General features: G+C 60.7%; 21 protein-coding genes. 13 read left to right on the top strand and 8 right to left on the bottom strand.

Features of this window, described 5'->3' with window-relative positions; translation table 11 throughout:
* The first annotated feature begins 154 nt into the window (after positions 1–154).
* Positions 155–688 carry a ribonuclease H gene (locus EV281_RS04290; RefSeq protein WP_132651671.1) on the top strand — a complete coding sequence of 178 codons (534 nt, stop codon included), beginning with the start codon at positions 155–157 and terminating at the stop codon, positions 686–688.
* A 30-nt stretch (positions 689–718) separates the two neighbouring features.
* Here the strand turns inward: EV281_RS04290 and EV281_RS04285 are convergent, their stop codons facing one another.
* Positions 719–3043 (bottom strand): NADP-dependent malic enzyme, encoded by a 2325-nt coding sequence (locus EV281_RS04285; protein WP_132651670.1) that lies wholly within the window; start codon positions 3041–3043, stop codon positions 719–721.
* A gap of 249 nt (positions 3044–3292) precedes the next feature.
* Here EV281_RS04285 and EV281_RS04280 point away from each other — a divergent pair, with 249 nt between their 5' ends.
* Both EV281_RS04280 and EV281_RS04275 read left to right on the top strand, forming a co-directional pair.
* On the top strand, positions 3293–4105 hold the full coding sequence (locus tag EV281_RS04280; RefSeq protein ID WP_132652002.1) for a UDP-2,3-diacylglucosamine diphosphatase: 813 nt from the start codon (positions 3293–3295) through the stop codon (positions 4103–4105).
* A 197-nt stretch (positions 4106–4302) separates the two neighbouring features.
* Complete coding sequence (locus EV281_RS04275; protein ID WP_132651669.1) at positions 4303–5523, top strand: MFS transporter; 1221 nt, start codon at positions 4303–4305, stop codon at positions 5521–5523.
* Here EV281_RS04275 and dgcA read toward each other — a convergent pair.
* Positions 5475–6458, bottom strand: coding sequence for an N-acetyl-D-Glu racemase DgcA (gene dgcA / locus EV281_RS04270; protein ID WP_132651668.1), 984 nt, complete (start codon positions 6456–6458; stop codon positions 5475–5477). The genes EV281_RS04275 and dgcA overlap by 49 nt on opposite strands.
* Before the next feature lie 100 nt (positions 6459–6558).
* On the opposite strand from dgcA, the gene EV281_RS04265 reads away from it, so the two are divergent.
* The 4 genes from EV281_RS04265 (at position 6559) to EV281_RS04250 (ending at position 10686) form a co-directional block, all read left to right on the top strand.
* Complete coding sequence (locus tag EV281_RS04265; RefSeq protein ID WP_184327368.1) at positions 6559–7728, top strand: MlaE family lipid ABC transporter permease subunit; 1170 nt, start codon at positions 6559–6561, stop codon at positions 7726–7728.
* Between the two features lies 1 nt (position 7729).
* Complete coding sequence (locus tag EV281_RS04260) at positions 7730–8614, top strand: ABC transporter ATP-binding protein (RefSeq protein ID WP_132651666.1); 885 nt, start codon at positions 7730–7732, stop codon at positions 8612–8614.
* Positions 8615–8623: 9 nt separating this feature from the next.
* Complete coding sequence (locus EV281_RS04255) at positions 8624–9994, top strand: MlaD family protein (RefSeq protein WP_132651665.1); 1371 nt, start codon at positions 8624–8626, stop codon at positions 9992–9994.
* Positions 9995–10071: 77 nt separating this feature from the next.
* Positions 10072–10686, top strand: coding sequence for an ABC-type transport auxiliary lipoprotein family protein (locus EV281_RS04250; RefSeq protein WP_132651664.1), 615 nt, complete (start codon positions 10072–10074; stop codon positions 10684–10686).
* Between the two features lie 78 nt (positions 10687–10764).
* Here the strand turns inward: EV281_RS04250 and EV281_RS04245 are convergent, their stop codons facing one another.
* Together EV281_RS04245 and EV281_RS04240 are read right to left on the bottom strand one after the other, a co-directional pair.
* Positions 10765–11631, bottom strand: coding sequence for a D-alanyl-D-alanine carboxypeptidase family protein (locus EV281_RS04245; protein WP_132651663.1), 867 nt, complete (start codon positions 11629–11631; stop codon positions 10765–10767).
* 222 nt (positions 11632–11853) lie between these two features.
* Complete coding sequence (locus EV281_RS04240) at positions 11854–18597, bottom strand: hypothetical protein (RefSeq protein WP_132651662.1); 6744 nt, start codon at positions 18595–18597, stop codon at positions 11854–11856.
* Between the two features lie 465 nt (positions 18598–19062).
* Here EV281_RS04240 and EV281_RS04235 point away from each other — a divergent pair, with 465 nt between their 5' ends.
* Positions 19063–19434, top strand: coding sequence for an Hpt domain-containing protein (locus tag EV281_RS04235; protein WP_132651661.1), 372 nt, complete (start codon positions 19063–19065; stop codon positions 19432–19434).
* A gap of 202 nt (positions 19435–19636) precedes the next feature.
* Positions 19637–19957 carry a 2Fe-2S iron-sulfur cluster-binding protein gene (locus EV281_RS04230; RefSeq protein WP_132651660.1) on the top strand — a complete coding sequence of 107 codons (321 nt, stop codon included), beginning with the start codon at positions 19637–19639 and terminating at the stop codon, positions 19955–19957.
* Positions 19958–20287: 330 nt separating this feature from the next.
* Here EV281_RS04230 and EV281_RS04225 read toward each other — a convergent pair whose 3' ends face one another.
* Entirely contained in the window at positions 20288–20917 is a 630-nt protein-coding gene (locus tag EV281_RS04225; protein WP_132651659.1) for a DUF922 domain-containing protein, read from the bottom strand.
* A 280-nt stretch (positions 20918–21197) separates the two neighbouring features.
* Here EV281_RS04225 and folP point away from each other — a divergent pair, with 280 nt between their 5' ends.
* The 4 genes from folP (at position 21198) to EV281_RS04205 (ending at position 23456) form a co-directional block, all read left to right on the top strand.
* A complete protein-coding gene (gene folP / locus EV281_RS04220) occupies positions 21198–22016 on the top strand; it encodes a dihydropteroate synthase (RefSeq protein WP_245508230.1) in 819 nt (272 codons plus the stop codon).
* Positions 22017–22147: 131 nt separating this feature from the next.
* Positions 22148–22516, top strand: coding sequence for a dihydroneopterin aldolase (gene folB, locus EV281_RS04215; RefSeq protein WP_132651657.1), 369 nt, complete (start codon positions 22148–22150; stop codon positions 22514–22516).
* The gene (gene folK, locus EV281_RS04210) at positions 22506–23024 is read left to right on the top strand and encodes a 2-amino-4-hydroxy-6-hydroxymethyldihydropteridine diphosphokinase (protein ID WP_132651656.1); all 519 of its coding nucleotides are present in this window, start codon (positions 22506–22508) and stop codon (positions 23022–23024) included. Before folB ends, folK begins: the two co-directional genes overlap by 11 nt.
* Before the next feature lie 87 nt (positions 23025–23111).
* Positions 23112–23456 (top strand): hypothetical protein, encoded by a 345-nt coding sequence (locus EV281_RS04205; protein ID WP_132651655.1) that lies wholly within the window; start codon positions 23112–23114, stop codon positions 23454–23456.
* Positions 23457–23570: 114 nt separating this feature from the next.
* Here the strand turns inward: EV281_RS04205 and EV281_RS04200 are convergent, their stop codons facing one another.
* The 3 genes from EV281_RS04200 to EV281_RS04190 are packed head-to-tail and all read right to left on the bottom strand — an operon-like array spanning position 23571 to position 25238.
* Positions 23571–24146 carry an isochorismatase family cysteine hydrolase gene (locus tag EV281_RS04200; RefSeq protein ID WP_132651654.1) on the bottom strand — a complete coding sequence of 192 codons (576 nt, stop codon included), beginning with the start codon at positions 24144–24146 and terminating at the stop codon, positions 23571–23573.
* A 20-nt stretch (positions 24147–24166) separates the two neighbouring features.
* Complete coding sequence (locus EV281_RS04195; RefSeq protein WP_245508229.1) at positions 24167–24406, bottom strand: hypothetical protein; 240 nt, start codon at positions 24404–24406, stop codon at positions 24167–24169.
* A 31-nt stretch (positions 24407–24437) separates the two neighbouring features.
* The gene (locus EV281_RS04190) at positions 24438–25238 is read right to left on the bottom strand and encodes an SDR family NAD(P)-dependent oxidoreductase (RefSeq protein WP_132651652.1); all 801 of its coding nucleotides are present in this window, start codon (positions 25236–25238) and stop codon (positions 24438–24440) included.
* Between the last annotated feature and the right edge of the window lie 8 nt (positions 25239–25246).

Below are 25246 nucleotides of genomic sequence, written 5' to 3'. Positions count from 1 at the left end.
CTTCAGTTCGCCGAGCACTATCCTAGCGTATTTCCCTTAATAACCCCGGAGTCATTCCTATCGCATTTTCGCGATGTTATCCAGCAAGTCTGATGCTTCCACTTCCATCTCTTGCGCAGTTACGCGGGAGCTCCTTAATAGATAACCGCCTGACATGACAAGTTTTTCTGACAACATCCCACTTCCTGAAACGACATCGGAAATGCCGCAAACCCGGGACGGCCTTCACGTTTTCGTGGACGGTTGTTTCGAGCCGCGTTCCTGGCACGGTGGCTGGGCCTTCGTCGCGTATCGCGATGGCGTGGAAATCGCTTCGGGTTTCGGCGGCGCTGAGAATTCTGCCAATAACGCGATGGAACTAACCGCGGTGCTGAAGGCAGCAATCTGGATCAACTGCACGGCAGCGGGCGAGGCAGCAGTTATATGGTCCGATTCAGTCTACGCTGTCGAAGGCAGCAATCACTGGCGCCCGATCTGGAAGAACAATGGCTGGAAGAAGAGCAACCCTGGCGGCAATGCCAGAAACCGGGTGGTCGCCGATGCCGAACTCTGGCAAGCCGTCGATATCGAGCTATTACAAAATCCGCAGATCAGCATTGCCTGGTGCAAGGGCCATTCCGGCGTCGCCGGCAACGAACGCGCCGATGAACTGTCGGATCAGGGAAGCCGATCGCTACGGCGTGCCTGATCCAATGGATGCGAACGCTCTGCAGGCGGCTTAGGCCGGCTGTGAAGCTTCTACGACAGCCAGAGCTGCCATATTGACCACACCGCGCGAGGTAACGGACGGCGCCAGAATATGTGCCGGCAGTGCCGCGCCGAGCAAGATCGGGCCAACATGCAGCCCATCTGTCATCGACTTCACCACGCCGAGCGTAATATTGGCGGCATCGAGGTTCGGGAAGACCAGCAGGTTGGCTTCACCATCCAGCGTGGTGTGCGGCATGACGCGGCGGCGCAGATCCTCGGAGATCGCGCTCTCGCCGTGCATTTCGCCATCGACTTCGAGATCAGGCGCCGTCTCGCGCACCAACTGCAGCGCATGGCGCATCTTTGTGGCGCTTTCGGATTCGCGTGAGCCGAAATTCGAATGCGAGACGAGGGCCGCACGCGGGGTGATGCCGAAGCGCTTGATTTCCTCCGCTGCCAGAACTGTCGCCTCGGCGATCTCTTCCGCCGTCGGGTTGAAAGTCACGTAGGTATCGGTGAAGAAGGTGGCACCGCGCTGCGAGATCATCAGGCTGAGTGCTGAGAAATCACGTACATTGGGACGCTTGCCGATGATCTGGCGTACATCGCGGAGATGCTTTTCATAGCGCCCTTCGAGGCCGCATATCAATGCGTCAGCTTCGCCACGCTTCAGCGCCAAGGCCCCGATGACCGTCGTATTGGTGCGCACGATGGTGCGGGCGGCTTCCGGGATGACGCCGCGGCGGCCGACCAGCGAAAAATAAAGATCGACATATTCGCGGAAGCGCGGATCGTCCTCGGGATTGATGACATCGAAATCCGAAAGCGGGCGGATGCGCAAGCCGTAGCGCTTCAGGCGGGTCTCGATGACCTGCGGACGGCCGATGATGATCGGCTCGGCAATGCCTTCCTCGAGCAGCACCTGGGCGGCGCGCAGCACACGCTCGTCTTCACCTTCGGAGAAGATCACGCGTTTACGCTCGGCCACCTTGGCCGCCGTGAAGATTGGCTTCATCACGAAGCCGGAGCGGAAAACGAAGCGATTCAGCTGGTCGAGATAAGCGTCGAAATCGGCAATCGGGCGACGCGCCACGCCACTTTCGGCCGCAGCCCTGGCGACGGCAGGTGCGATGCGCAGGATCAGGCGCGGATCGAAGGGCGAGGGGATGAGATAATCGGGACCAAAAACCGGTGTCTCGCCGGAATAGGCGCGGGCGGCAACGTCGGACGGCTCCTCGCGGGCGAGCGCTGCGATGGCGCGCACAGCCGCCATCTTCATTTCCTCGTTGATCGTCTCGGCACCACAGTCCAGCGCGCCCCTGAAAATATAGGGGAAGCAGAGGACGTTGTTGACCTGGTTCGGAAAATCGGAACGGCCGGTGCAGATCATCGCATCCGGGCGCGCGGCGCGGGCGAGATCCGGCATAATTTCGGGCGTCGGGTTGGCGAGCGCCATGATGAGCGGCTTTTCAGCCATCTGCGCCAGGAGTTCCGGCTTCAAGACGCCAGCGGCGGAAAGGCCGAGGAAAACATCGGCTCCGCCGATATTTTCGGCGAGCGTGCGCGTGACGCTCTTCTGGGCGTAAATGGCCTTCCATTCGTCCATCAGTTCGACGCGGCCTTCATAGACGAGGCCCTCGAGATCGTGAACCCAGATGTTTTCGCGCTTGGCGCCGAGCGTCACCAGAAGGTTGAGGCAGGCGAGCGCCGCAGCGCCGGCGCCCGAGGCGACGATCTTGACCTCGTCGATCTTCTTGCCGGCCAGTTCGAGACCGTTGAGGATTGCAGCAGCGACGATGATGGCGGTGCCATGCTGGTCGTCATGGAAGACCGGGATCTTCATCTTCTCGCGCAGCTGCTTCTCGATGCGGAAGCATTCCGGCGCCTTGATGTCTTCGAGATTGATGCCGCCGAAGGTCGGCTCCAACGAAGCGACGGTGGCGACCATCTGGTCGACGTCGGTGGCATCCACTTCGATGTCGAAGACGTCGATATTGGCGAATTTCTTAAAGAGAACAGCCTTGCCTTCCATGACGGGTTTGGAGGCAAGCGGGCCGATATTGCCGAGACCGAGCACGGCCGTGCCGTTGGAGATCACGGCGACGAGGTTGGCGCGAGATGTATAATCGGCCGCAGTTTCAGGATTGTCGCGGATGGCGAGGCAGGGGGCGGCGACGCCGGGGGAATAGGCAAGCGCCAGATCGCGCTGGTTGCCGAGCGGCTTGGTCGCCTGGATTTCCAGCTTGCCGGGGCGCGGATAGCGGTGGAAGAAAAGAGCCTGATCGTCGAGGCTTCCGCCGGCCAGATCCTTTTCCGTCTTGGCCTTTTCCTGGGATTTATCCTGGTGATCCATAGCCGCTTCCAATCGTCCTTCGAAGTCTTTTGAAGACTCCTCCATACATCAATCGACCGGCCTGGACAGTACGGAAATGGCCGCAGTGGAACTTTTTGATCACATGGTAACGGCGAGCTGACATTGGCTGTTGGATCGAGCGGTCTTGCAGGGCTTTCCTGCCCTTTGTCATCTTCCTGATACACGAGTCTGATTTTGGAAAGCCAGACGAAGAACGATGGGACACGAGCGGAAAGGCTTGTGACAGACATGATGGAACCCCGGCGCTTCCGCACCCTCTTCATTTCCGATGTGCATCTGGGCTCGAAGGCCGCCAAGGCGGATTTCTTGCTCGATTTTCTCAGATATCACGAGGCGGAGACGATCTACCTCGTCGGCGATATCGTCGATGGCTGGCGCCTCAAGCGCAGCTGGTACTGGCCGCAGGTCTGCAACGATGTGGTCCAGAAGCTGCTGCGCAAGGCACGCAAGGGTACCCGCGTCGTCTATATTCCCGGCAATCACGACGAATTCCTGCGCGCCTTTCCCGGCACGCATTTCGGCGGCATCGAAGTCGTCGACCGCATCGTCCACCATGGCGCAGACGGCAAGAAGTACCTGATCCTGCATGGCGACGAATTCGACGTCGTCGTGCGTAACGCGCGTCTGCTCGCCTATCTCGGCGACTGGGCCTATGACATGGCGATCCGCATCAATATCGTGCTCGCTGCCGTGCGGCGCCGTCTCGGCATGCCCTACTGGTCTTTCTCAGCCTGGGCCAAGCTGCAGGTAAAACATGCCGTCAACTTCATCGGCGAGTTCCAGCGCGTGGTTGCCGAGGAAGCGCGCAAGAGCGGTGCCGACGGTGTCATCTGCGGCCATATCCATCACGCCGTGATCGAGGATATGGAAGGCATCCGCTACATCAACACCGGTGACTGGGTGGAAAGCTGCACGGCCATCGTCGAACATGAAGACGGCACGTTCGAACTCATCACCTGGCGTGCGCTGACCAGCAACGTGCCGGCACCAACCTCCCTGGAATTGCTTGAAGAGGGCGATCTCGCCCCGCAGGCTGCCTGAATATTGCGCGCGTACCGTGCCGGCAGGCTTGCTGCCGGGACACCAGGAATTTAGCCCGTTGCCCTCAGGCGACAGGCCCTATTTATTTTTTAAATCGTTTTGGTTTATTTTTTGAATCGTTTCGATCGGGCCATTTCTCGCCATAGTCGTGTCTGATTGGATGTGTTAGGCAACGCAGAGTTTCCTTCAGGTCCATCATGATTCCCGCACAAAATCCCTTAACGGGTGAAGGAGCGCCGCCGCGCTTCCGGCTGCTCAGCGCGCTTTGCTACAGCGCGCCGCTGCTGGTCAACGGTATCGTCCTGCCCTTCTTCCCCGTCTGGCTTTCGACTCACCAGTTCAACGATCATCAGATTGGCACCATCCTCGCCGTGCCGATGGTGGTGCGCGTTCTGGTGGCGCCGATCGTGGCGGTTTTTGCCGACCGGATGCAGGAGCGGGCGCATGTGCTCCTGTGGTCGGGCATCCTGTCGCTAGTGACGGCGATCGCGCTCTACTGGACGACGAACTTCTGGCCGGTGCTGTTCGTCTTTGCGCTGCAGGGCGCGACCTTCGCGCCCTATGTGCCGGTCGTCGAATCGATCGTGATTTCCGGTGTGCGGCGCTGGGGGCTCGATTACGGTTCCATGCGCGTCTGGGGCTCGATCGCCTTCATTGTCTCGACGCTTATCGGTGGCCAACTGGTCGGACGCTGGGGTGGTGGTATGGTTGTGCCCGTCATGATCTTCGGCTTCTTGCTGACCATCACGATGGCGATCTTCTGCCCACGCATCGGGCCGACGCGGCGGCGCGGTCAGCCGATCAATCTGCCGGCGACCACAGGAAGTGGCTTGCGCGAACCGCATCTGCTTCTCTTGCTGCTCGGTGTGTCGATCCAGCAGGCAAGCCATGCGCTGCTGAACGCTTTTTCCTCGATCTACTGGCATCAACTCGGCTTTTCCGGCACTGAGGTCGGTATTCTCTGGAGTGCGGGTGTAGCCTCAGAGGTGACGGTCTTCTTCCTGTCACGGCGTCTCAATCGTCGCTTCAATGCCTGGACGCTGATCCGTTTCGGCTGCGCCGTCAGCATCTGCCGCTGGGTCTTCTTCCCGACGGAGACGAGCTTCATCGGTTTCTTTGCGCTGCAATGCCTGCACGGCTTCACCTATGCTTTCGTGCACACGGGCGTGCAGCGGCGCATCGTGGCGACCGTACAGGAAACGCAGGAGGCCTCGGCCCAGGGCGCTTATTTCTTCTATATCGGCATGGCCTCGGGACTGATGACGATCGCCTCGGGCTATATTTATTCCGCCCTTGGCCTTTACAGCTATTACATCATGGCGCTCGTTGCCGCCTTGGGGCTCAGCCTCGTCATCATCGCCTATTATCTTCAGCCCCAGAGGCTGGCTTCGGGCGGGAAGACGAGGGAGCCGGCATAGGTCAGTCCGGGCTCGCGATCGCGGGCGAGCAGAAGCGGGCCGTCGAGATCGACGAAATCGGCGTCCTGCGCCAGAAGCACGGCCGGCGCCATGGCAAGCGAGGTGCCGACCATGCAGCCGATCATGATCGAAAAGCCGAGCCGCTGGGCTTCGGCCTTCATTTCCAGCGCCTCGGTCAAGCCGCCTGTCTTGTCTAGCTTGATGTTGATGGCGTCGTAACGATCGGCGAGGCTTGCCAGATCGCCGGTGTGATGCACGCTCTCGTCGGCGCAGACGAGGACATGACGGGCAATCTCCGCCAGCATGTCGTCGCGGCCGGCCGGCAGCGGCTGTTCGACCAGCGCGATATTAGTTTCGGCTGCGATCCGCAGATGATGTTCCAGCCGCTGCTCCGGCCAGCCCTCATTGGCATCGAGGATGATGGCAGCGTTCGGGGCGGCTTCACGCACCGCCCGGATGCGGCTTTCATCGTCGCCCGTACCGACCTTGACCTTCAGCAACGGCCGCTGCGCATGCTTGCGAGCCTCGGCTGCCATCACGTCGGGTTCACCGAGCGAGATCGTATAGGCCGTCGTCAAAGGCTTCAAATGGCGTAAATCGAGGCGGGAGGCAACACTCTTGCCCGTCAGCTTGGCTTCGAGATCCCAGAGGGCGCAATCGACGGCGTTTCGAGCAGCGCCAGGGGGCATGGCGTGCTGTAGTTCGGCACGCGCGATGCCGGCTTCGATCAGCGGGCGGGCGGATTCGATCTGGGCGACCACGCTTTCCATCGTCTCGCCATAGCGGCGATAGGGCACGCATTCGCCGCGTCCGGTAGTACCTGATTCGGTCAGGATGCAAGTAGCGACTTCGGCTGATGTCTTGGCTCCCCGCGAAATGGTAAAGGTGCCCGCAATCGGGAATGAATTCATCTGGATATCAAGATGGCGCGGCATATTTGCTCTCCTGCGAGCATGGAAATTGCGCGTTCGTTCTGTATATTAACGCGCCGGCGACGAACGATGTGTTCGCGAGTCGGAACTGTCGCTGCAAGCACTGAAAGACACAAGTATTTTGAAGTCCGAGAAACGCAACGCCGCCTCGCTGCATGTGGACGACCGAGCCGAGGGCTCGGCCCAGCATGTGCATCTTGAAGGCAACTGGCGCAGCGCCACCATCCATCTCGTCCTGCAGGACTTCGAGAAGCTGGCGCGCAACAATAGCGGCGACCTCACACTCGACCTTTCCGGCGTCACCGATATCGACACGGCCGGCATCTGGCTACTTTGCCGGCTAAAGAAACAACAGGAAGCCGCCGGACGGACGGTTCGTTTCGAAGGCACGAACCAGCATATCGACGAGCTGATCGCCACTTTTTCCAAGGAGCCGGAAAAGCAGGAGCCGGAACAGAAGGTAAAGCTCTCGCTTGTGGAGCGCATCTTCGCGCCGATCGGGAGGATGACCCTCGATGTCTGGGACAATGTCGCGGCCTCCATGTATATCCTGGGCTCGGCCGTGCGCGGCGCGCAGATGAAGTTCGGCCGCGGCAGCGGTGTTTCGCCGGCCTCGATCGTCAATCAGATCGACCATATGGGCGTGCGCGCCGTTCCGATCATCCTGCTCATGTCCTTCCTGATCGGCGCGATTATTGCGCAGCAGGGCGCCTTCCAGCTGCGTTATTTCGGCGCGGAAATCTTCGTCGTCGACCTCGTCGGCATCCTGCAACTGCGCGAAATCGGCGTGCTTCTGACCGCCATCATGATCGCCGGCCGGTCCGGCAGCGCGATCACTGCCGAAATCGGTTCCATGAAGATGCGCGAGGAAGTCGACGCACTGAAGGTGATGGGACTGAATCCGATCGGTGTGCTGATCTTCCCGCGGCTGGTGGCGTTGACCGTCGCGCTGCCGCTTCTGACCGTGATTGCGAATTTCGCCTCGCTCGCCGGCGCTGCCGGCGTCGCCTATGCCTATTCGGGTATCACGTTCGCCACCTTCCTGTCGCGCCTACACGAAGCTGTGACGCTGTCCACCGTGCTTGCCGGCATGATCAAGGCGCCCTTCATGGCGCTGGTCATCGGCATTGTCGCAGCCGTCGAGGGGCTGAAGGTCGGCGGCAGCGCCGAATCTCTCGGCCAGCATGTGACGGCCTCCGTCGTGAAAGCGATTTTCGTCGTCATCCTGATGGACGGGCTTTTTGCGATGTTCTATGCAGCGATCGATTTCTGACATGGCGGGCAACGTGGATCAGCAACCGATCGAAACGGGCGGGAACGGGGCCGAGAAGGGCGCCGACAACGGGACCAAGGGTCATGGGCGCGACATCGTGCTTTCCGCCAAGGACGTCACGGTCGCTTTCGGCCCCAAGGTCGTGCTCGACAGGCTCAATCTCGATATCTACCGGGGCGAAATCCTCGGTTTCGTCGGGGCCTCGGGGACCGGCAAATCGGTGCTGATGCGCACCGTGTTGCGCCTGCTGCCGCGCCGCTCCGGCACCATTAAGATTCTCGGTCAGGATTTCGACGAGCTGGACGAGCCGGAACGCAATGCGCTCGACATGCGTTTGGGCGTTCTCTTCCAGCAGGGTGCGCTCTTCTCCTCCCTGACGGTGAAAGAGAATATCCAGGTGCCGATGCGCGAATATCTGGATCTGCCGGCCTCATTGATGGATGAGCTGGCGCATCTGAAGATCCGTATGGTGGGGCTGGCGGCGGATGCAGCCGACAAATATCCGTCAGAGCTTTCGGGCGGGATGATCAAGCGTGCGGCCCTTGCCCGCGCACTTGCTCTCGACCCGGAACTCGTCTTCCTCGACGAGCCGACATCGGGCCTCGATCCCATTGGTGCGGCGGAATTCGACGAGCTGATTGCCAATCTGCGAGATAGCCTGGGGTTAACCGTCTATATGGTGACCCACGACCTCGACAGCCTGTTTTCCGTCTGCGACCGTATTGCCGTGCTCGGAAAGAAGCGGGTAATGGTGGAAGGAACGATCGACGACATGCTGGCCTATGACGATCCGTGGGTTCAGGCTTACTTCAAGGGCAAGCGGGCGCGTTCGATCGTGCCGCAGGAACACGCGCCGGCACAGGCGCAGCATGACAGCGGGAAGTGACCGGAGACGATGGAAACCAGAGCCAATTACACGATCGTCGGTTTTTTCACCGTTCTGGTGATCGCAGCCGCATTTGGCTTCGTCTACTGGATGGCGGAATATGGCCGAAGCGGCCCGATGGCCGAACTGATTGTGCGCATTCCGGGCTCCGCCAACGGTCTGAGCGTCGGCTCGCCCGTGCGCTTCAACGGCATTCAGGTCGGTTCGGTGCAGTCGCTCTCCATCGATGCCGACGATCCGCAATATTCGCTGGCTTTCACCGAAGTGCGCTCGGATGCGCCGATTTATCCGTCCACCAAGGCTGCCCTTGAAATCCAGGGCCTGACGGGTGCGGCCTATATCGAACTTTCGGGCGGCCGCAAGGAAGAGAAGAACATTCTCCAGCAGGCACTGGAAAGCGGAAAACGCGCCGTCATCGTCGCGGATCAGTCGAGCGTCACCAACTTGCTTGCAACCGCCGACAAGATCCTCGACCGCGCCAACGACGCCGTCGGCGATGTGCAGGGTTTCGTACGCGATGCGCGCGGGCCGCTGACCAAAACATTGCAGAATGCCGAAACCTTCTCGGATGCGCTCGCCAAGAATTCCGGCAATATCGACAGCTTCCTGCAGAGCGTCGGTGATCTCTCCAATACGGTGCGCAACGTTTCCGGTCGCGTCGATTCGACGCTTGCGGCCATCGAGGATCTCGTGAAGGCCGTCGATGCGCAGAAGATCAATACGATTCTGACCAATGCAGAAAAGGTCAGCCGCGACGTGGCGGATGCCTCAGGCAATCTCAAGGGCTTGGTTGCCAAAGTCGACCAGACGGTCACGACCTATAACGAATTCGGCAAGAAGGCGCAGCTGACGCTCGACCGCGTCGATACGCTGATGGCCGCCATCGATCCCAACAAGGTCAAGGGTTCGGTCGACGACATCGCCCAGGCGACGAAGGACGCGCGCGCCGCCGTTGCCTCGATCCGCGATGTCTCGAACACCGTCGCAGACCGTCGAAAGGACATCGACCAGACGATCAAGGACGTCCAGCAGATGGCGAACAAGCTGAACTCGGCCTCGACGCGCGTCGACGGCATCCTCGTCAAGGTCGATGCGCTGCTTGGTTCGGACAATACCAACTCGCTCTTCACCGAGGCGCGCGCCACATTGGCATCCTTCAAGCAGGTCGCCGACAACCTCAATGGCCGCATCGGACCGATTGCCGACAATCTGCAGAGGTTCTCGGGCGGCGGGTTGCGTGATGTCGAGACGCTGGTCAACGAACTGCGCGGTACGGCCAATAACCTCAACAATGCCATCACCAATTTCGACCAGAATCCGCAGCGGATCATCTTCGGCGGACCGACGGTCAAGCAATATGACGGGCGCACGCGGCGCTAAAAGCAATTTCAGTAAAAGTGTATAGCGGTGCATCCGGAATTGCGGAAACAAAGAAACAGGAGTCAGGGGTAGCGTATATGGGTCTATCGCATTCGATGTCGCGCCGTTCCTGGATCCGTGGAACGGCGATTATTTTGCCGCTGGCGGCAGCCCTTTTGACAGGCTGCGGATCGACTGCCAAAAACGACACCTTCGATCTCTCGGCAGCATCCGTTGACGGTACCGGACCTTCGGCAAAGAACAAGCAGCTCCTGATTGCCGATCCATCGGCCTTGAAGGCGCTGAACAGCGACCAGATCGTCATCCGCGTTTCGCCCTCGGAAATTCAATATCTCTCACGCGCCCAGTGGAGCGATACGCTGCCGCGCATGGTGCAGTCGAAACTCGTCCAGGCGTTCGAAAATTCCGGCAAGCTCGGCGGCGTCGGAAAGCCGGGGCAGGGACTGGCGATCGACTATCAGCTGGTTACCGACATCCGATCCTTCGAGATCGACGCGTCCTCCGGCAACAGGGCGGTGGTCGAGATTTCCGCCAAGATCCTCAACGACCGCAACGGGACGGTGCTCACTCAACAGGTCTTCCGCGCAACGGCTGCTGCCGGCGGCGACAATACCGGCTTCGTGAAGGGGCTCGGTCGCGCCTTTACCGAAGTCACCGACCAGATCGTCGGCTGGACGCTGAAGTCGATTTAGAGCCTTCTCCTTTCACAAAGAAGCCCGAAACCGTGGGACGGTTTGGGGCTTTCTTTATTTTTGGCTTATCTCGACGGTTTACTTCGTTGGCTGGGTGTCCGTCATCGTCGGGTTGCCGCCGCTTGCCGATGCCGTGGCAGTCGCAGCGGCCGGCAGGTAACTGTCGAGCAGGCTCGCCATCTTGTCGTCGCGCAGGTTGGCGGTTTTTTCACCCATGACGACGCCGACCACACGGCGACCGTCCTTGGCGGCCGAAGTCACAACATTGTAGCCCGATGCATCGGTGAAACCGGTCTTGATACCGTCAACGCCATTGTAGCGGTACATGAGGTTGTTGTGGCCGCGCAGCTTCATGCCGCGGAACTGGAAGCCGCGCATGGAGAAGAGCTTGAACTCCTCCGGAAAGTCGCGCATCAGCGCAACGCCAAGGGTCGCCATATCTCGCGCCGTCGTCACCTGCTCGGGATCCGGTAGGCCCGACGGATTCTTGAAGACGGTGTTCGTCATGCCGAGCTCATGAGCCTTTGTCGTCATCAGCGTGCCGAAAGCCTGTTCGGAGCCGCCGAGTTGCTCGCCGAGCGCCACAGCGGGGTCATTGGCCGAGAGAACCACGATGCTTTCGACGGCTTTCTTGACGGTGACCTTGCGGCCGGCGCCGACGGCGAGCTTGAAGGGTTCCTTGCTCTCGGCATTTTCCGACATGGTGAGTTTCTGATCCCAGGTCAGGCGTTTGTCATGCAGCGCCTGGAAGGTGAGGTAGAGCGTCATCATCTTGGTCAGCGACGCCGGATAATTCAGATCATCCTGATTGGAAGCCTCCAAAACCTGGCCGGACTGCACATCCACGAGAAAGCTTGCCTGGCCGGCTTCAGCCCGAATGAACGCGCTCAAAAAGAATACGGACGAGAAGGCGGCGGCCATAAGCCGGGAGGTCGTCTTGGTCATCAATGTCTGCGGTCTCTGTCGTGGCAAGCGATGGCGTTGCCTATCGGCTTGGCAAGTGGTCTGGGCAAAATGGTCTGGCGGATCGCCGTCTGACGTATCGTCCGGCAATCCGGCTTGATGAATGCGGATCGGGAATGTTTGTGACGGAATGAAGGAGTAGGGGCAATAAAAAAGGGCCATCCACAGATGACCCTTTTTGTCTCACCATCTTTTCGTGCCCACTCAGCTCAGACGGCCCGCCGCATGCGCAAGCATCGTATAGACCTTTCCGGTATCCGACGTCAGGTAGGATTGCGTCACCGTGCGGTTCGGATCGGTGCGGGCGACATCGGCGAGCAGCTTTTCGAAGTCGCCGATATAGCGATCCACGGCGGTACGGAATTCCGGCTCGCGATCATACTTGCGCTTGATTTCGTCGAAGGTCTGCTGGCCCTTCAGCGTGTAGAGGCGACGGGTAAAGACGTCGCGCTCGCCGCGCTGGTAGCGGCGCCACAGATCGACCGAAGCATCGTGATCGATGGCGCGGGCGATATCGACCGAGAGCGAGTTCAGCGATTCAACGACATGGCGCGGGTTGCGGCTGTCATTAGCGCGCTGGGCGGGAGTAGGGGCCGGAGCGGCTGCTTCCGCGGCAGGGCGCGCCGGAGCGCGCTGAGCTTCCTCGGTTTCTTCACGCGAGGCGCCGCGCAGGAGATCGCTGATCCAGCCGCCGCTGCTGGCTTCGGTGCGCGGAGCCTCCTGCCTGACCGGCGCCGGCGCAGGCTGTGGAGCGACCGGACGCTGCGGAGCAGGCGCAGGAGCTGCCGGGGTCGGTGCGATAGTGCCGCGCAGGCCCATGGATTCGATCGACTGGCGCGCCGTCGGTGCCGGTTGCGGGGCGGGTGCCGTCGGGATCACCGGCTGAGTGACGCGCGGTGCGGGCTCGGCCTGGGCGAGCGTGCGAGCGACCGGCTCGGAGAGTTCCAGCCGCTGGCTGGAGCGGCCGACGATCTGCGAGATATCCTGCAGGGCCTTGATCTGCTCGGCGACAGCGCGGCGCATGGCAGATGCGCTCTCCTTGGCTTCCTCCGGCAGATCGAAGGCGCCACGCTTCAGTTCGGCGCGGGTCGAGTCGAGTTCGGCACGGATATCGGCAGCAGAGCGACGGATATCCTCCGTTGCACCTGCAAAGCGGGTGACCGCCTCGTCGATCGCGTCACGTAGCGATTCCCGCAGGTTCTGCGCTGCATTGTCGGAGGCACGGCCGGCTTCGCCGAGCATGCGCTCGACTTCCGACAGCGAAGCCGTCAGGCCGCCACGCAGGCGGTTGGTGAGGTCGCCGGAGCGGCGCTCGACATTGGCAAAGCTGTTGTCGATCGTCGCATTGGCTTCCTCTCCGGCGCGATTGATCGCCTCGCGCATGTTTGAAGCGGCTTCCTCGGCGCGCTTTTCGGTATCCGAAAGCACCCGGCCAATATCGGCAAACGAGGCCTGCACACTCTGGCGCAGCGTACCGGTCACCTGGTTGGAGCGCTGCTCGGCACGTTCGAAGACGGTCTCGATCATGCCGCCGAGGCCCCGCATGGTCTTTTCGATTTCACTCGAACGCTGGACGAGGCCGGCTGCCAGCGTCTGCAGAGCATCTTCGCGCTCTTCCAGTGTGGACACGAGGCCGGACTGGGCGGCTGCAAGAAGCTGCGAGGCCTGGCCGAGAACCTTCGAATGGTCGTCGAAGCGGCCGATGATGCTGCCGACCTGGGCGAGCGTCTGGCCGGAAATATCCGACAGGCGGTCGACCTTGCCTTCAAGCAGACGGGTGGAGGCAGACACCATTTCGGCAGCCTTGGCGGCGGAGTCGGTGAACCGCGTGGTCGTGTCGCCGAGTCGGTTGTCGACGTCGCTCAGCTGATCGGCGGCGCGCGTCATCATGACAGACATGGCAGCGCTGCTTTCCGACAGGCGCTGGACGAGGCCGTTGACGTTGTTCGTCAGGCTGTTCTCGATGGCGGCGACGGCGTTGGCGACGTTTTCGGCGCGGGCGGCGACGGCCTGGGTCAGCGCTTCGTTTTCGGCGCGCAGGCGATCGGCGCTGAGGCTTGCGGCCGCAGTGATGCGGGCTGCGGCCTCTTGGCCGGCATCGGTGTAACGATCGATGATCGGGCGCGCCGTCTCGTCCAGGATGCGCGTCAGCTCAGTAGAGCGGCCGGCCAGCATGGAGTTGAGATCGCGGGTGCGCTCGTCGAGCGTTGCGCGGATCGAGTTGCCGCGTGCTTCCAGCGCCTTGTCGATATCGGTGAGTGTCGCATCGATCTCGCGGGCACGCTGCTCCAGACTGGAGCGGATGATGCTGGTGCGGGCTTCGAGCGCACGGTCGACTTCGGCCATGCTCAATGTGATCTGGCTGCCGGCATCCGTCAGCGTCGAGCGGATGGAGTTGCCATGCACTGCCAGCGTCTGGCCGGCATCGGCAAGCGCGTGATTGATGGCGCTGACCTGGCTGCTGACGATATTTTCCGCTTCCGCGACCTTGTTGACGATGACATTGCCAGCCTCGGAGAAGGTCTGGGCAACGGCGGCCGCCTGGCCGGCGAGGCGGTTCTGGGCCTCGGCGACGCGATTGACGATCTGCGAGGAGCGCTCGTCCATGGCTTCGGCGAACTGCTGGCCGGTGCGGCTCAGCAGTTCCGAGGACTTGGTGGCTTCGCCATCCATGCCTTCGGCAGCCTCGGCGACGGCACTGCGCAGAGTCGCTGCAAGACCGGCAGCCTTGCCTTCGATCGTGCGGTTGACGGCATCCAGACCGACAGTCAGAGCGCGATCCATGGTCGAGAGACGCTCTTCGATGCGCGCGTTGCCGCGATCCATCATGTCGCTCAGTGCCGCGGTGCGGCCGTCGATCGACTGCGCAATGGTCGCGCTGCTGCTGTCGAGCGTTTCGGCAAGATGGGCCCGGCGGCTGTCCAGAGCCTGGGTGAGGTTGGCGCTGTGACTGTCGAGAGCGCGGGTGAGGTTTGCACTGCTGTTATCGAGGGCCTGGGTGAGATTAGCAGTGCCGGCTTGCAGTGCTTCCGTTAGGCTGGTGCTGCGGCCGTCGAAAGCCTCCGTCAGGCTGGCGGCGCGGCTATCGAGGGCCTCGGTCAAGCTGGCGCTGCGGCTGTCGAGCGCATGCGTCAGGTTTGCGGCGCTGTTGCCGAGTGTTGCGGCGATGCGCTGGGCTGTGTCGTCGCCGATCGCGCTGAGGCGGGAGATGCCATCGTCCAGTACACCGGAGAGATGGTTGCCCGCAGCGTCGAGTTTATCCGCCACACCGCCAACACCATTGGCTATGCGCGCCTCGATTGCGGCAAGGCCAGCTTCGACGCGGCTGCCGGTTTCAGTGAAGCGTCCCGTAAGACTGTCAATGGAATGATCGAGATGGCCGGAGAAATCGGCGGCGGAACGCGAGATCGTATTGGCGGCGTCCTGGAAGCGGCCGGCGATCTGGCCGGCTCCCTCGCGCATGCGATCCTCGAGCGTCTGCGCACTCTTGTCGATCGCCTCGCGGATCGCGTTTTCGCGATCTTCCAATGACATTTCGAGCATGCCGATGCTGGTTGCCACCGATGTACCGATCGACGTCGCCTGTTCGGAGAGCGTGTCGTTGATGAGGTTATGGGCCTCGGTCAGCGACAGCTTGATGGCATTGGTACGATCGTCGAGCGTGGCGCGGATGCGGTCATGTGCGGCTTCAAGCCCACCTTCGATGTTGCTTGCCGCATCGCTCGCAAGGCTGCCCAGACGCCGCTGAGCGTCGGTGAGGCTATCCTCGATGCGGCCCGTCATGCTGCCGATGATGCCTTCCATGCGCATGCCGCCCGCATCCAGGGCTTCCGAAAGGGTAGCACTGTGCTCGGCAAGGGCGGTTTCGAGACGGGCCTGATTATCCGTATAGGCGGCGCGGATTGCTTCCGTACGGTCGGCAAAGGCTCCGGCAACCCGCTCTTCGGCGCTGGCAACGGTGTCCATGATGGCATTGCTGCGGTTTTCGAGAGCGGATTCAAAGCGGCTCTGACCGTCATCGAGCGAAATGGCGAGCGCCATGGTCTTTTCGTCGAGCGTATCGGAGAGGCGGTCGGCACTGTTCGTGACGGCATGGACGATGGACTCGGCGCGATTGGTGAGCGCTTCCTCGATGCGAAGCTGGCTTTCGCCGAGTGCTGCGGCGATCCGCTCATGCGTGCCGGTGGCCGCATTGATGAGCGTGCTGGTGCCCGCCGTCAACGTGTCTTCCAGGCGGCTCTGGCTTTCGTTCAGCGAAATGGCAAGTGCCATTGCCTTTTCGTCGAGCGTTTCGGCGAGGCGATCATGCGTGCCGGAGACGGCACTGATCAGCGCTTCCGAACGGGTCGATAGCGTATCCTCGATGCGAGCCTGCGTTTCGTTCAGCGAGATGCCGAGCGCCATCGCCTTTTCGTCGAGCGTTTCGGCAAGACGGTCATGCGTGCCCGAAACGGCATTGATGAGCGATTCCGAATGGGTCGACAGGGTGTCTTCGATGCGTGCCTGCGTTTCGTTCAGCGAGATCGCCAGCGCCATTGCCTTCTCGTCGAGGGTTTCGGCGAGACGGTCGTGGGTGCCCGAGACTGTATTGATTATGGCTTCGGAGCGGCTCGCGAGCGTATCGTCGAGACGGGCCTGCCCTTCGTTCAGCGCGATGGCAAGTGCCATCGCTTTTTCATCCAGGGTTTCGGAGAGGCGGTCGTGCGTGCCCGAGACGGTGTTGATGAACGATTCCGAATGAGTCGCAAGCGTGTCTTCGATGCGCGACTGCGTCTCGTTCAGCGAGATCGCCAGCGCCATTGCCTTCTCGTCGAGGGTTTCGGCAAGACGGTCGTGGGTGCCCGAGACAGTATTGATAATGGCTTCGGAGCGGCTCGCAAGCGCCTCGTCGAAGCGGCTGTGATGGTCAGCGAGTGCGCCGATCAGCGCGCCGCCGCGTTCGGCCATCACGCTGTCGAGGCCGGTATGGGCGCTCTTCAGCGCATCGGTGATTTCAGCGGCGCGGGCGGCGAGAACGTTGCTCAGCTCTTCGGCGCGACCGCCGAATGCGCCCGTGACCTTTTCGGTGCCGCTATCGACGGCAGCGGCGAGTTCGGTCGTCGTCGCCTGCAGCGTTTCGCGGAATTCGGTCGCCCGGGCGGCGAGATTGTTCTTCAAATCGGACGTGCCGGACGCGAGCGCCAGCGAGATTTCCGATGTGGCGTTGCCGAGGGTCGAGCTCAGCTCGCCGGTGCGGGTCGTCAGCGCCGAGGTGATTTCGTCGGCACGGTTGGCGAGCGTGCTTTCCAGCACTTCCTGGCCGGTAGCGAAGGCGGCTGCCAGTGCCAGCGACTGCTCCGTCATCGATGAGCCAAGACGATCGATGTTGGTATTGAGAATGTTATCGATGGAATCGGCATTGCCCGACAGTGTCTCGTTGATGCGCGTGAGGCTTTCAATGAGCTTGGTGTCGAGGGAGCCGGCGCGCTTGTCGAAGGCATCGGTGAATTCGGCGACGCGTTCGTCAAAGGCCGTCGAAAGCTGGGCCACGGTCGTCTGCAGGCGTTCCTCGAAGAAGCCGGAGCGCACGTCAAGATCCATGACCGCGTCATCAGCCGTCGACTGCAGGCTCTGGCGGAAGCTGGCGCCCTTTTCGTCGAGCGCCGCGTTCAGCCTCGAGAGCACGTCATCGAGCGTGCCGCCGATCGTTCGTTCGCCGGAAGTCAGGCTTTGATTGATATCGCGGGTGCGGGAAATCAGGATCTCATTGAGCTGCTGGGTGCGCTCCTGCAGGGCAGCGTTCAGGCGCTCGGTGCTGGCGTCCATGGTCGAAGCGCGCGTCTCGAATTGGGTGAGCAGACGCTCGCCATGTTCGTTGATCGTGTTGGTCAGCGCGTCCAGGCGATTGTCGAATTCATTGCCGATCGCAAGCCCCGAAGCGGTCAGCGTATGGAGCAGCGTATCGGTCTTGGCAGCCAGCAGCGTGCCGAGCGACTGTATGGCGCTGTCGGACTTTTCCATGATCGCAGCCGCGCGCGTATCGATCAGCGAGGCAAAGGCTTCGCCCGAGGTCGCAAGGCGGATGGCAATTTCTTCCGTGGCAAGCGACAGCTCTTCCTTGAGCTGGTCGTGGACGCCGGCGATGGAGGAGCGGATGCGGTCGGCATGGTTGACGATTGCCTCGCGCTCGGAGCCGAGTTCGTGGACGAGGCCGCGTACGCGCAACTCATTATCCGCATAGGACCGCTCCAGCGCATTCACTTCGGAATGCACAAGCGTTTCGAGTTCGGAAGCGCGTGCAATGGTGCGCTCGATGCCTTCGTTCATTGCCGAGACTTCGCGGCGGACGGCCTGGCCGACCGTCATGATACGTTCGGAGGCGATGGTTTCCGGCTCAGCCAGGCGCAAGGCGACTTCAGCCATGGAGCGGGCCGCATTGCGCATGTCCTGCGCGCGCGAGATCATGATGGCGAAAGCATAGAACATCATGACCGGGACGATGATGCCGACAATGCCTGCGATCACGCCCGGCAGGGCGGCAAGATCTGTCAGCGAGCGGATCTGGGCAATCTGCGACGCATAGAGCATGAACATCAGCCCGAGGCCGATGACCACCCACAGGATGGAGACGAGAGTGGCCGTACGCAGGGCAGGGCGGCTGGAGCCGTTTTCCAGCGACTTCAGAAGCGAGGCGGGCGAATTGCGGCTGGCATCGTTGGCGGGGGCAAAGGCCGGTGACCTCGGAGCCTGCTGATCGCCTGTACGGGCAGCGCGGCCGCGACGGCGTTCAGCGTCTTCCTGGGACTGATTACGGGCATTGGATGGGTCAGTCACATTTGCCTCCGGGGCGTGGGACGCGCTACCGCGGCGAGACGGGGCGTCCTCCTGGCCGAAATCGATCTGAAGCGCTTCGTCCAATGCCTTGAACGCCTTGTCCTCGATCGATTCATTGTACTTGTTATTCGCCATTCCGATATGCCTCGCAATTTTCGGCAAGTCCGGCAGCGCATCCGGGCCACCGCCTTTGCCCGGAAAGAACCTTCGCCGTTCCAGCCTTCCATCCCAAGACGGACGGATAAGCATGTCATTTCAGAGTAGATAGCCGATTTTTCAAACGAAAGGTATCAAAACACTACCATTATCCACTCTGTCGGCAAAGGCGCGCGGCATGAGCCCGCCTCAACAGTATCGTAGTGACACATCTGAGGGGCTTACACAATTAATGAACCCTTGCGTTTCGACCTCTCTTAACTCGTTGTTAACACCTTTAAATTTCAGAAGCGGCTCAAAAGCCGATGTTTTAGCGATATTTAAGGGACGTTAACCATACGGCTAGATTTCCGCCCCTGTTGTGCCGGAATTTAACGGGATGGCCATTCTCCAAACGCACAACAGTATCAAAGCGCGGGCGATATAAGACCGGAGAATTGGCACATGGCGGCAGTGAGTATTGCGTTCGAAGCACCGGACAATTCGAAGGGGCCTTCGCCCTCCAAGGTTCAACCGATCGACCTTGTCCATCTTGCGCGCCAGACCATGGGCGACAAGACGGTGGAAATCGAAGTTCTCCAGATGTTTGCGCGCCAGGCGCGCGCCTGCCTGCAGGAGATTGCAAGCGGTGAGACAAAGAAGGTCGGCGCGGCCGCGCACCGCTTGAAAGGGGCTGCCAGTGCTGTCGGCGCCTTCCGGATTTCGCAATCGGCGGAAGCCGTCGAGAAGAATAATGGCGATGTCGCGGCAATGGCAGCACTCGGTGCAGCCGTTGTCGATGCCGAGAATTTCATTCTGAAACTCTGCCGCGGATAAGGCAGGACAGACTAAAGACGACCTCAGGCCCGCTGTTCCATTAGGGAACGGCGGGTCTTTTTGCGACCTGCTCGATGACGCATTGAGAATGGCGGAGTCTTGCCCGATCTGCGAGGTTCGAGGGTGACCCGGCAATGTTGACTGACGCGCCGAATTGTCGGAAGAAAATCCGCCCATCTGTAAGAAACCGGAAATACTCCTGATGCCCAAGCTTACCATCGTCGCCTTTGACGGAACGCGCTTCGACCTCGATGTCGATCAAGGCTCCACCGTGATGGAGAACGCAGTCCGCAATTCCGTGCCCGGCATTGAAGCCGAATGCGGCGGCGCGTGCGCCTGCGCGACCTGCCACGTCTATGTCGACGAGCAGTGGACCGAAATCATCGGTCCACCAGAAGCGATGGAAGAGGATATGTTGGACTTCGCCTTCGACGTGCGGCCGACCTCGCGTCTCTCTTGCCAGATCAAGATGAAGGCTGCCTATGACGGACTGATCGTGCACGTACCGGAACGGCAGGCTTAAACTCTCGAAGAAGTCGCCGGAGAAACCGGGCTGGGAAGACGTCGGAAGGCTTTTCAAAAAGAGAGCCTCGCGCGCCGGAGGCGGGCGAGGCGAGGCGGGCGCATTACCTACGGATGAGGGAGGAACACCCGCGGCTTCGGAACGCGCCAGGAGAACACAGTCACGAAAGCCAGCTACCTTACTGCACTTTCTAATATATTCATAATACCGCGTTCCGGTTGAGTCCACCAGAATGAAAAATGATCGGTAAAAGGCTGGGAAGCGCACAAGTTTCGCACAAGTTTCATTGTGCAGCTAACGGTCTCTGCTCGCCTTTCGCGCGAAAAAAGCTTATCTTTCGCCGCCGTTGCCCTTGAGTCGATTATTGAGCAGTCTCAGCATACGGTTCTGGAAATTGACCGCCTCGACGCGATCGAATCGGGCCTGCAGCTTGTCATGCTCCTCTATTCCGCGAGCCGATTCGTTCGAGACGAGTTCCTGCATGGCCTCGCAATCGCGCTGCGATGGCAGCGCTTTGAGTTCGCGCTCCATGACGCGGGCCTGGGTGCGCGCGATCTCTGCATGGCGCTCCTCGTGGCGCCTGATATCGCTTGATAAAGCATCCCAGATCATCGACAGCTCGCGACTCGCGCCCTTGCGGTCGCTCCAGCGCGGCATGATGATCTGCGTGTGGACGGTGACCTTGACGTTGCCGACGCGGCAGCGGCCGTTCTCCTGGATGTAGGTCGCCTCGCCACCGAAACGGATCTTGGTGGCGCCGGGATGGCGAGCGGAAGAGCCGTTAGCCGTTGGACCACGACGGCTCAGCTCATCGTCCAGTTGGTCCGCCGTCTTTCCCTTGATATCGAAGTAGGAATAGCTTTTCGTTGCGACGACTTCGGCTGCCGCGGGGCTGCAGAGAAAAAAGGCAACCATGGAAAAGGCGATGGAAAGGCGCATATAACGCAACGCAAGCGGCATTCTGAACTGAACCCGTGTTGAAGTTTGGCGGAGCTTGGGGCATAGCCACGGCAAGCGCAATATCGGACAGCGGTTTTTTCGCTAAAGCATGCCGCGCAAAAGTGCGCAGCGGTTTTACGATAACGAGATGCGTGAAACAAAGGCTTAAAGCTTGGCAAGCAGATCCTGGAGATTGCAACCGGGCTTTTGGCGACGGATCAGATTGGTGAAGCAGTTCGGCAGCAGTTTATGGCGTGTGGCCCATGGCCGCGAGATCGAGCTCGGCAAGCGCTCGGTGATCATGGCGATCGTCAACGTAACCCCGGATTCCTTTTCGGACGGCGGGCGTTACCAGAACGTTGACAAAGCCGTCGAGCATGCGCTGCAGGCGGTCGCAGACGGCGCCGAGATCCTCGATATCGGCGGTGAGTCGACGCGGCCTAATGCGGCCTTCGTCGGCCCGGCGGAGGAACAGGCGCGTGTGCTGCCCGTCATCGAAGCCCTCAGTAAACGCACGCAAGCGTTGATTTCCATCGATACCTATCGCGAGGAAACGGCGCGGCTTGCCATCGGTGCAGGCGCCCATATCGTCAACGACGTCTTCGGCCTGCAGAAGGAGCCGGCCATTGCCGCGCTCTCGGCCAAGACCGGGGCAGGGCTCTGCATCATGCATACGGGCCGCGACCGGCAGAAGCTTGCCGATATCATCGAAGACCAGGCCTTCTTCCTCGAACGCTCGGTGGAGATCGCTTCTGCCGCCGGCGTCCTGCGCGACCGGATCGTGCTCGATCCCGGCTTCGGCTTTGCCAAGGAAACGCCGGGCGAGAACCTGGAACTGATGGCACGTTTCGAAGAACTGCACCGCTTCGGGCTGCCGCTTCTTGCCGGCACATCGCGCAAGCGGTTCCTCGGCGCCGTCACCGGCCGGGAGCCGGCGGAGCGCGATGTTGCGACGGCAGCCACAAGCGTGCTCCTGCGGCTGAAGGGTGCGGCTGTTTTCCGGGTACACAATGTCGCAATCAATAGGGATGCACTTGCCGTAGCCGATGCTATGCTTGCCGCCCGGAATGACCTTCAAACAGCGGGTAGCGATCTCCAGAATCTGTCTGCCACGCTTTAAGTCTTTGTTTTTACGCATGTCGTTATCGCAAAATCGTTGTACACTTGCGCGACACGCTTTCAGTCTTTTGTTTCGCATGTCGTTACCGCAAAACCGCTGTTTTGCGCGACACGCTCTAGGGGGAGGCCGTGATGAGCACCTATACGATCCTGATGCAGAATTGCGCCTTCTTCGCCCGCCACGGCGTGCACGCTGAGGAGGAATTTCTCGGCCAGCGCTTCTTCGTCGATGCGGAACTGGAAGTGGAAGCGGGCAGTGCGCTGGAAAGCGACTCCATCGACGAAACCGTGCATTACGGCACCGCCTTCACCATCATCGAGGAGATCGTCGTCGGCCAGCGGCGCTACCTGATCGAGGCGCTGGCGCTCGATATCGCCAAGGGGCTTTGTAAAAAATTCCCGCAAATCATCAGGGCCAAGATCACCGTGCGCAAGCCGAATGCGCCGATCCCCGGAGTGCTCGACTTCGTGCAGGTGACCGTTGAGCACCGTGCCCGATAATTCGTTCCGTCTCGCAACGCTGGGCCTGGGCGGCAACATCGGCGATCCGGTCAAGTCCATCGCGTCAGCGCTTGCGGCGCTGGCCTCCCATCCCGATTGCCGAGTGGCTGCCGTGTCGCGGCTTTACCGCACGCCGCCATGGGGCAAAACGGACCAGTCCTATTTCTTCAATTCCTGTGCGGCGGTGGAAACAAGACTTCCTCCTGAGGCGCTGCTTGAATTTTGCCTGTCGATCGAGCGGGAAATGAAGCGAGAGCGCATCGAGCGTTGGGGGCCACGCACGCTCGATATCGATGTGCTGACTTATGAGGGCGTCGAGCAAGATGCGCCAAGGCTGGAACTGCCGCATCCGCGCATGACTGAGCGGGGCTTTGTGCTGATGCCGCTCGCCGACATCGCGCCGGAACTCCTGGTCCGGGGCAGGACCGTTGCCGACTGGCTGGCTGGTGTCGACATCGCGGGAATCGAGATCGCAGACGAGAGCAGCAATTGGTGGCACAAGGCCTGAAATGGCCGAAGCTCTTGAACTTTTTGTGAACGGAACATTCTGGAAGCGCTCCGGTTGAACCTTGGTAAGAAACCCAAGGAGAAAATCATGCGCATGAAAATCATTGCAGTATCGTTGCTCACTCTCGGCGTGGCAACGTCGGCCTTCGCACAGTCGAGCAGCGGTACTGGCGGCGCCGGCAGCAATTCCGGCGGCAACGGTACGGGCATGTCCGGCAATACGAATAGCCAGAGCGGCACGGGTTCGCAGAACGGCAACGGGACTGACAACAATTCGACCGGTTCTGTCAATGGCGGCAACAATGCGGGCAACAACTCGCTCGGCAACAGCAATGCCAATGACGACAATTGCCGGCCGAAGACTGGCACCTCGCCGACGCAGAACGACAACACGGCGCAACTCAGCCCCAACAGGCAAGGGGAATGCCAATAAAAGCGCACTGCAGCCACTCAGGCATGCTAAAAAAGCCCCGTCGCGCGGGGCTTTTTGCAATTCTCGAAGTGAGCTGCAACATGAGCATCTTTCCGAGGGGTGAGGGGAAGCGGATCAGAGACTGGAGAGGAATGCGTCCGTTTCGGTGATCTCCACCTGAACCGAAAAACGACCGCCCAGCAATTCGAGCGTCGCGTCATGCGTTTCGTCAGCACTGCTGCAGACGGCGTCTTTCAACAGGATTACCCGATAGCCGAGATCGACCGCGCCCAGTGCTGCAGCGAGCACGCAGACATCGGTTTCGCCGCCAGTAATGACAATGGTCTCTACCTCTTCCCGGGTGAAGATTTCATGCAGCCGCCCGTCGAACCAGGGAGAATAGGTTCTCTTGCTGAAGATGCGGGCTGGCGGGACGAAAGATTTCAGATCAGCGACGATATCCATGAGTTCCGGCAGCAAGCGTTCGCCGGTCATCATCGGCCATTTTTCGTAGTAGTTCCTCCACATGCCCGGCATGGCGTCAGCGGTCGGCGGGGGCATGAAGCGCGTGAAAACCGTTCGCTCCGGATATCGGCCTGCAAGGTCGACGATCTGCGGTGACACCGTCGCCATCCATGGCACATGCCACGGCGTCTGCTCCGCGAACATTCTCTGCATATCGATGCAGAGATGGATCCAGCTGTCGGACATCGGGCCCTAACTTCCAGCTTTCAAGGCGAGTTGATGGTAGGAAGGAAGTCCTCGACCTGCTTGCGGTCGGCGGGGGATAGGGGCTGTACCTGTTCCTGCCAGAAGCGCTCGGCCTCCGGCGGATCCTCCTCCCACTGGCGCACGGTGGTGATGTTGTCGTCGATCTTAGAGCGGCGGTGACCGCCGAGGCGCAGATATTCCTTGGCGAGCTTCAGGCTCTTGGTTTCCGTATCCGTATTGGTCGCGTTCATCGCATTGATCTCCGTTGCTTTGCATGGCCATGAACAGGTTTTATTTTGTACCCGAACCCGGCTCAGCCATTTTCGCGTGCTGGTGGGCCAGCATGCTGGCGGGGGTGACGTTGGCGACGGCGGCTTGCAGTTTATTCTTCCAGCCGCTGACGACATCGCCTTCGCCGTCTAGCATGGCATCATAGCCGATGCGGGCCACGTCGACCGGGTCATCTTTCTTCGCTTGGCCGATAGACGTATCCATCAGGTCCGCCCGCCTGAAGAACTCGGTTTCGGTCGGACCAGGCATCAGGCAGCTCACCGTGACGCCGCTGTCCTTCAGCTCTTCGCGCAGAGCAAATGAGAAGCTGTTGATGAAGGCCTTCGTGCCGTTATAGACGGCTTGATAAGAACCCGGCATGAAACCGGCAATAGAGCCGGTGAGAAGGATGCGTCCTTGCCCGCGCGCCCGCATGTGATTGCCGATCTGCTGGACCAGATAGATTGTGCCGGTGATATTGGTGTCGACGACCTTGCGCGCCTCGGTAAAATCCTGATCCAGAAATCCCTTGCCGAGGCCGCGGCCCGCGTTCGCCATCAGCAGATCGACTGATCGGCCATCGGCTTCGACGCGTTCCATCAGCTTGTCGACGCCCTGAACGGTCGATAGATCGGTATCGAACGCCTCGACGCTCACGCCGAATTCCTTGAGGTTTGCGCCTGCCTGGAGAATGCGGGATTCATCGGCGGCAATGATGAGATCGTAGCCATCCTGTGCCGCACATTTGGCAAGCTCGTAGCCAATTCCTGTCGAGGCGCCCGTGACGACGGCGAGACCCTTGGTCGATGCAGTATCAGCCATCTTGTTCT

It is taken from the genome of Rhizobium sp. BK418, assembly GCF_004341105.1.
Lineage (GTDB): Bacteria > Pseudomonadota > Alphaproteobacteria > Rhizobiales > Rhizobiaceae > Rhizobium.
This window is presented reverse-complemented; position numbering and strand designations above follow the sequence as displayed.

Excerpts from the sequence above, each read along its gene's own strand:
- EV281_RS04285 (WP_132651670.1), bottom strand. The coding sequence starts at position 3,043 with ATGGATCACCAGGATAAATCCCAGGAAAAGGCCAAGACGGAAAAGGAT.
- EV281_RS04260 (WP_132651666.1), top strand. The coding sequence starts at position 7,730 with ATGGCGGGCAACGTGGATCAGCAACCGATCGAAACGGGCGGGAACGGG.
- EV281_RS04225 (WP_132651659.1), bottom strand. The coding sequence starts at position 20,917 with ATGCCGCTTGCGTTGCGTTATATGCGCCTTTCCATCGCCTTTTCCATG.
- EV281_RS04190 (WP_132651652.1), bottom strand. The coding sequence starts at position 25,238 with ATGGCTGATACTGCATCGACCAAGGGTCTCGCCGTCGTCACGGGCGCC.
- EV281_RS04205 (WP_132651655.1), top strand. The coding sequence starts at position 23,112 with ATGCGCATGAAAATCATTGCAGTATCGTTGCTCACTCTCGGCGTGGCA.
- EV281_RS04290 (WP_132651671.1), top strand. The coding sequence starts at position 155 with ATGACAAGTTTTTCTGACAACATCCCACTTCCTGAAACGACATCGGAA.
- EV281_RS04245 (WP_132651663.1), bottom strand. The coding sequence starts at position 11,631 with ATGACCAAGACGACCTCCCGGCTTATGGCCGCCGCCTTCTCGTCCGTA.
- dgcA (WP_132651668.1), bottom strand. The coding sequence starts at position 6,458 with ATGCCGCGCCATCTTGATATCCAGATGAATTCATTCCCGATTGCGGGC.
- EV281_RS04230 (WP_132651660.1), top strand. The coding sequence starts at position 19,637 with ATGCCCAAGCTTACCATCGTCGCCTTTGACGGAACGCGCTTCGACCTC.
- EV281_RS04280 (WP_132652002.1), top strand. The coding sequence starts at position 3,293 with ATGATGGAACCCCGGCGCTTCCGCACCCTCTTCATTTCCGATGTGCAT.
- EV281_RS04240 (WP_132651662.1), bottom strand. The coding sequence starts at position 18,597 with ATGGCGAATAACAAGTACAATGAATCGATCGAGGACAAGGCGTTCAAG.
- folP (WP_245508230.1), top strand. The coding sequence starts at position 21,198 with ATGGCGATCGTCAACGTAACCCCGGATTCCTTTTCGGACGGCGGGCGT.
- folB (WP_132651657.1), top strand. The coding sequence starts at position 22,148 with ATGAGCACCTATACGATCCTGATGCAGAATTGCGCCTTCTTCGCCCGC.
- EV281_RS04235 (WP_132651661.1), top strand. The coding sequence starts at position 19,063 with ATGGCGGCAGTGAGTATTGCGTTCGAAGCACCGGACAATTCGAAGGGG.
- EV281_RS04275 (WP_132651669.1), top strand. The coding sequence starts at position 4,303 with ATGATTCCCGCACAAAATCCCTTAACGGGTGAAGGAGCGCCGCCGCGC.
- EV281_RS04255 (WP_132651665.1), top strand. The coding sequence starts at position 8,624 with ATGGAAACCAGAGCCAATTACACGATCGTCGGTTTTTTCACCGTTCTG.
- EV281_RS04250 (WP_132651664.1), top strand. The coding sequence starts at position 10,072 with ATGGGTCTATCGCATTCGATGTCGCGCCGTTCCTGGATCCGTGGAACG.
- EV281_RS04200 (WP_132651654.1), bottom strand. The coding sequence starts at position 24,146 with ATGTCCGACAGCTGGATCCATCTCTGCATCGATATGCAGAGAATGTTC.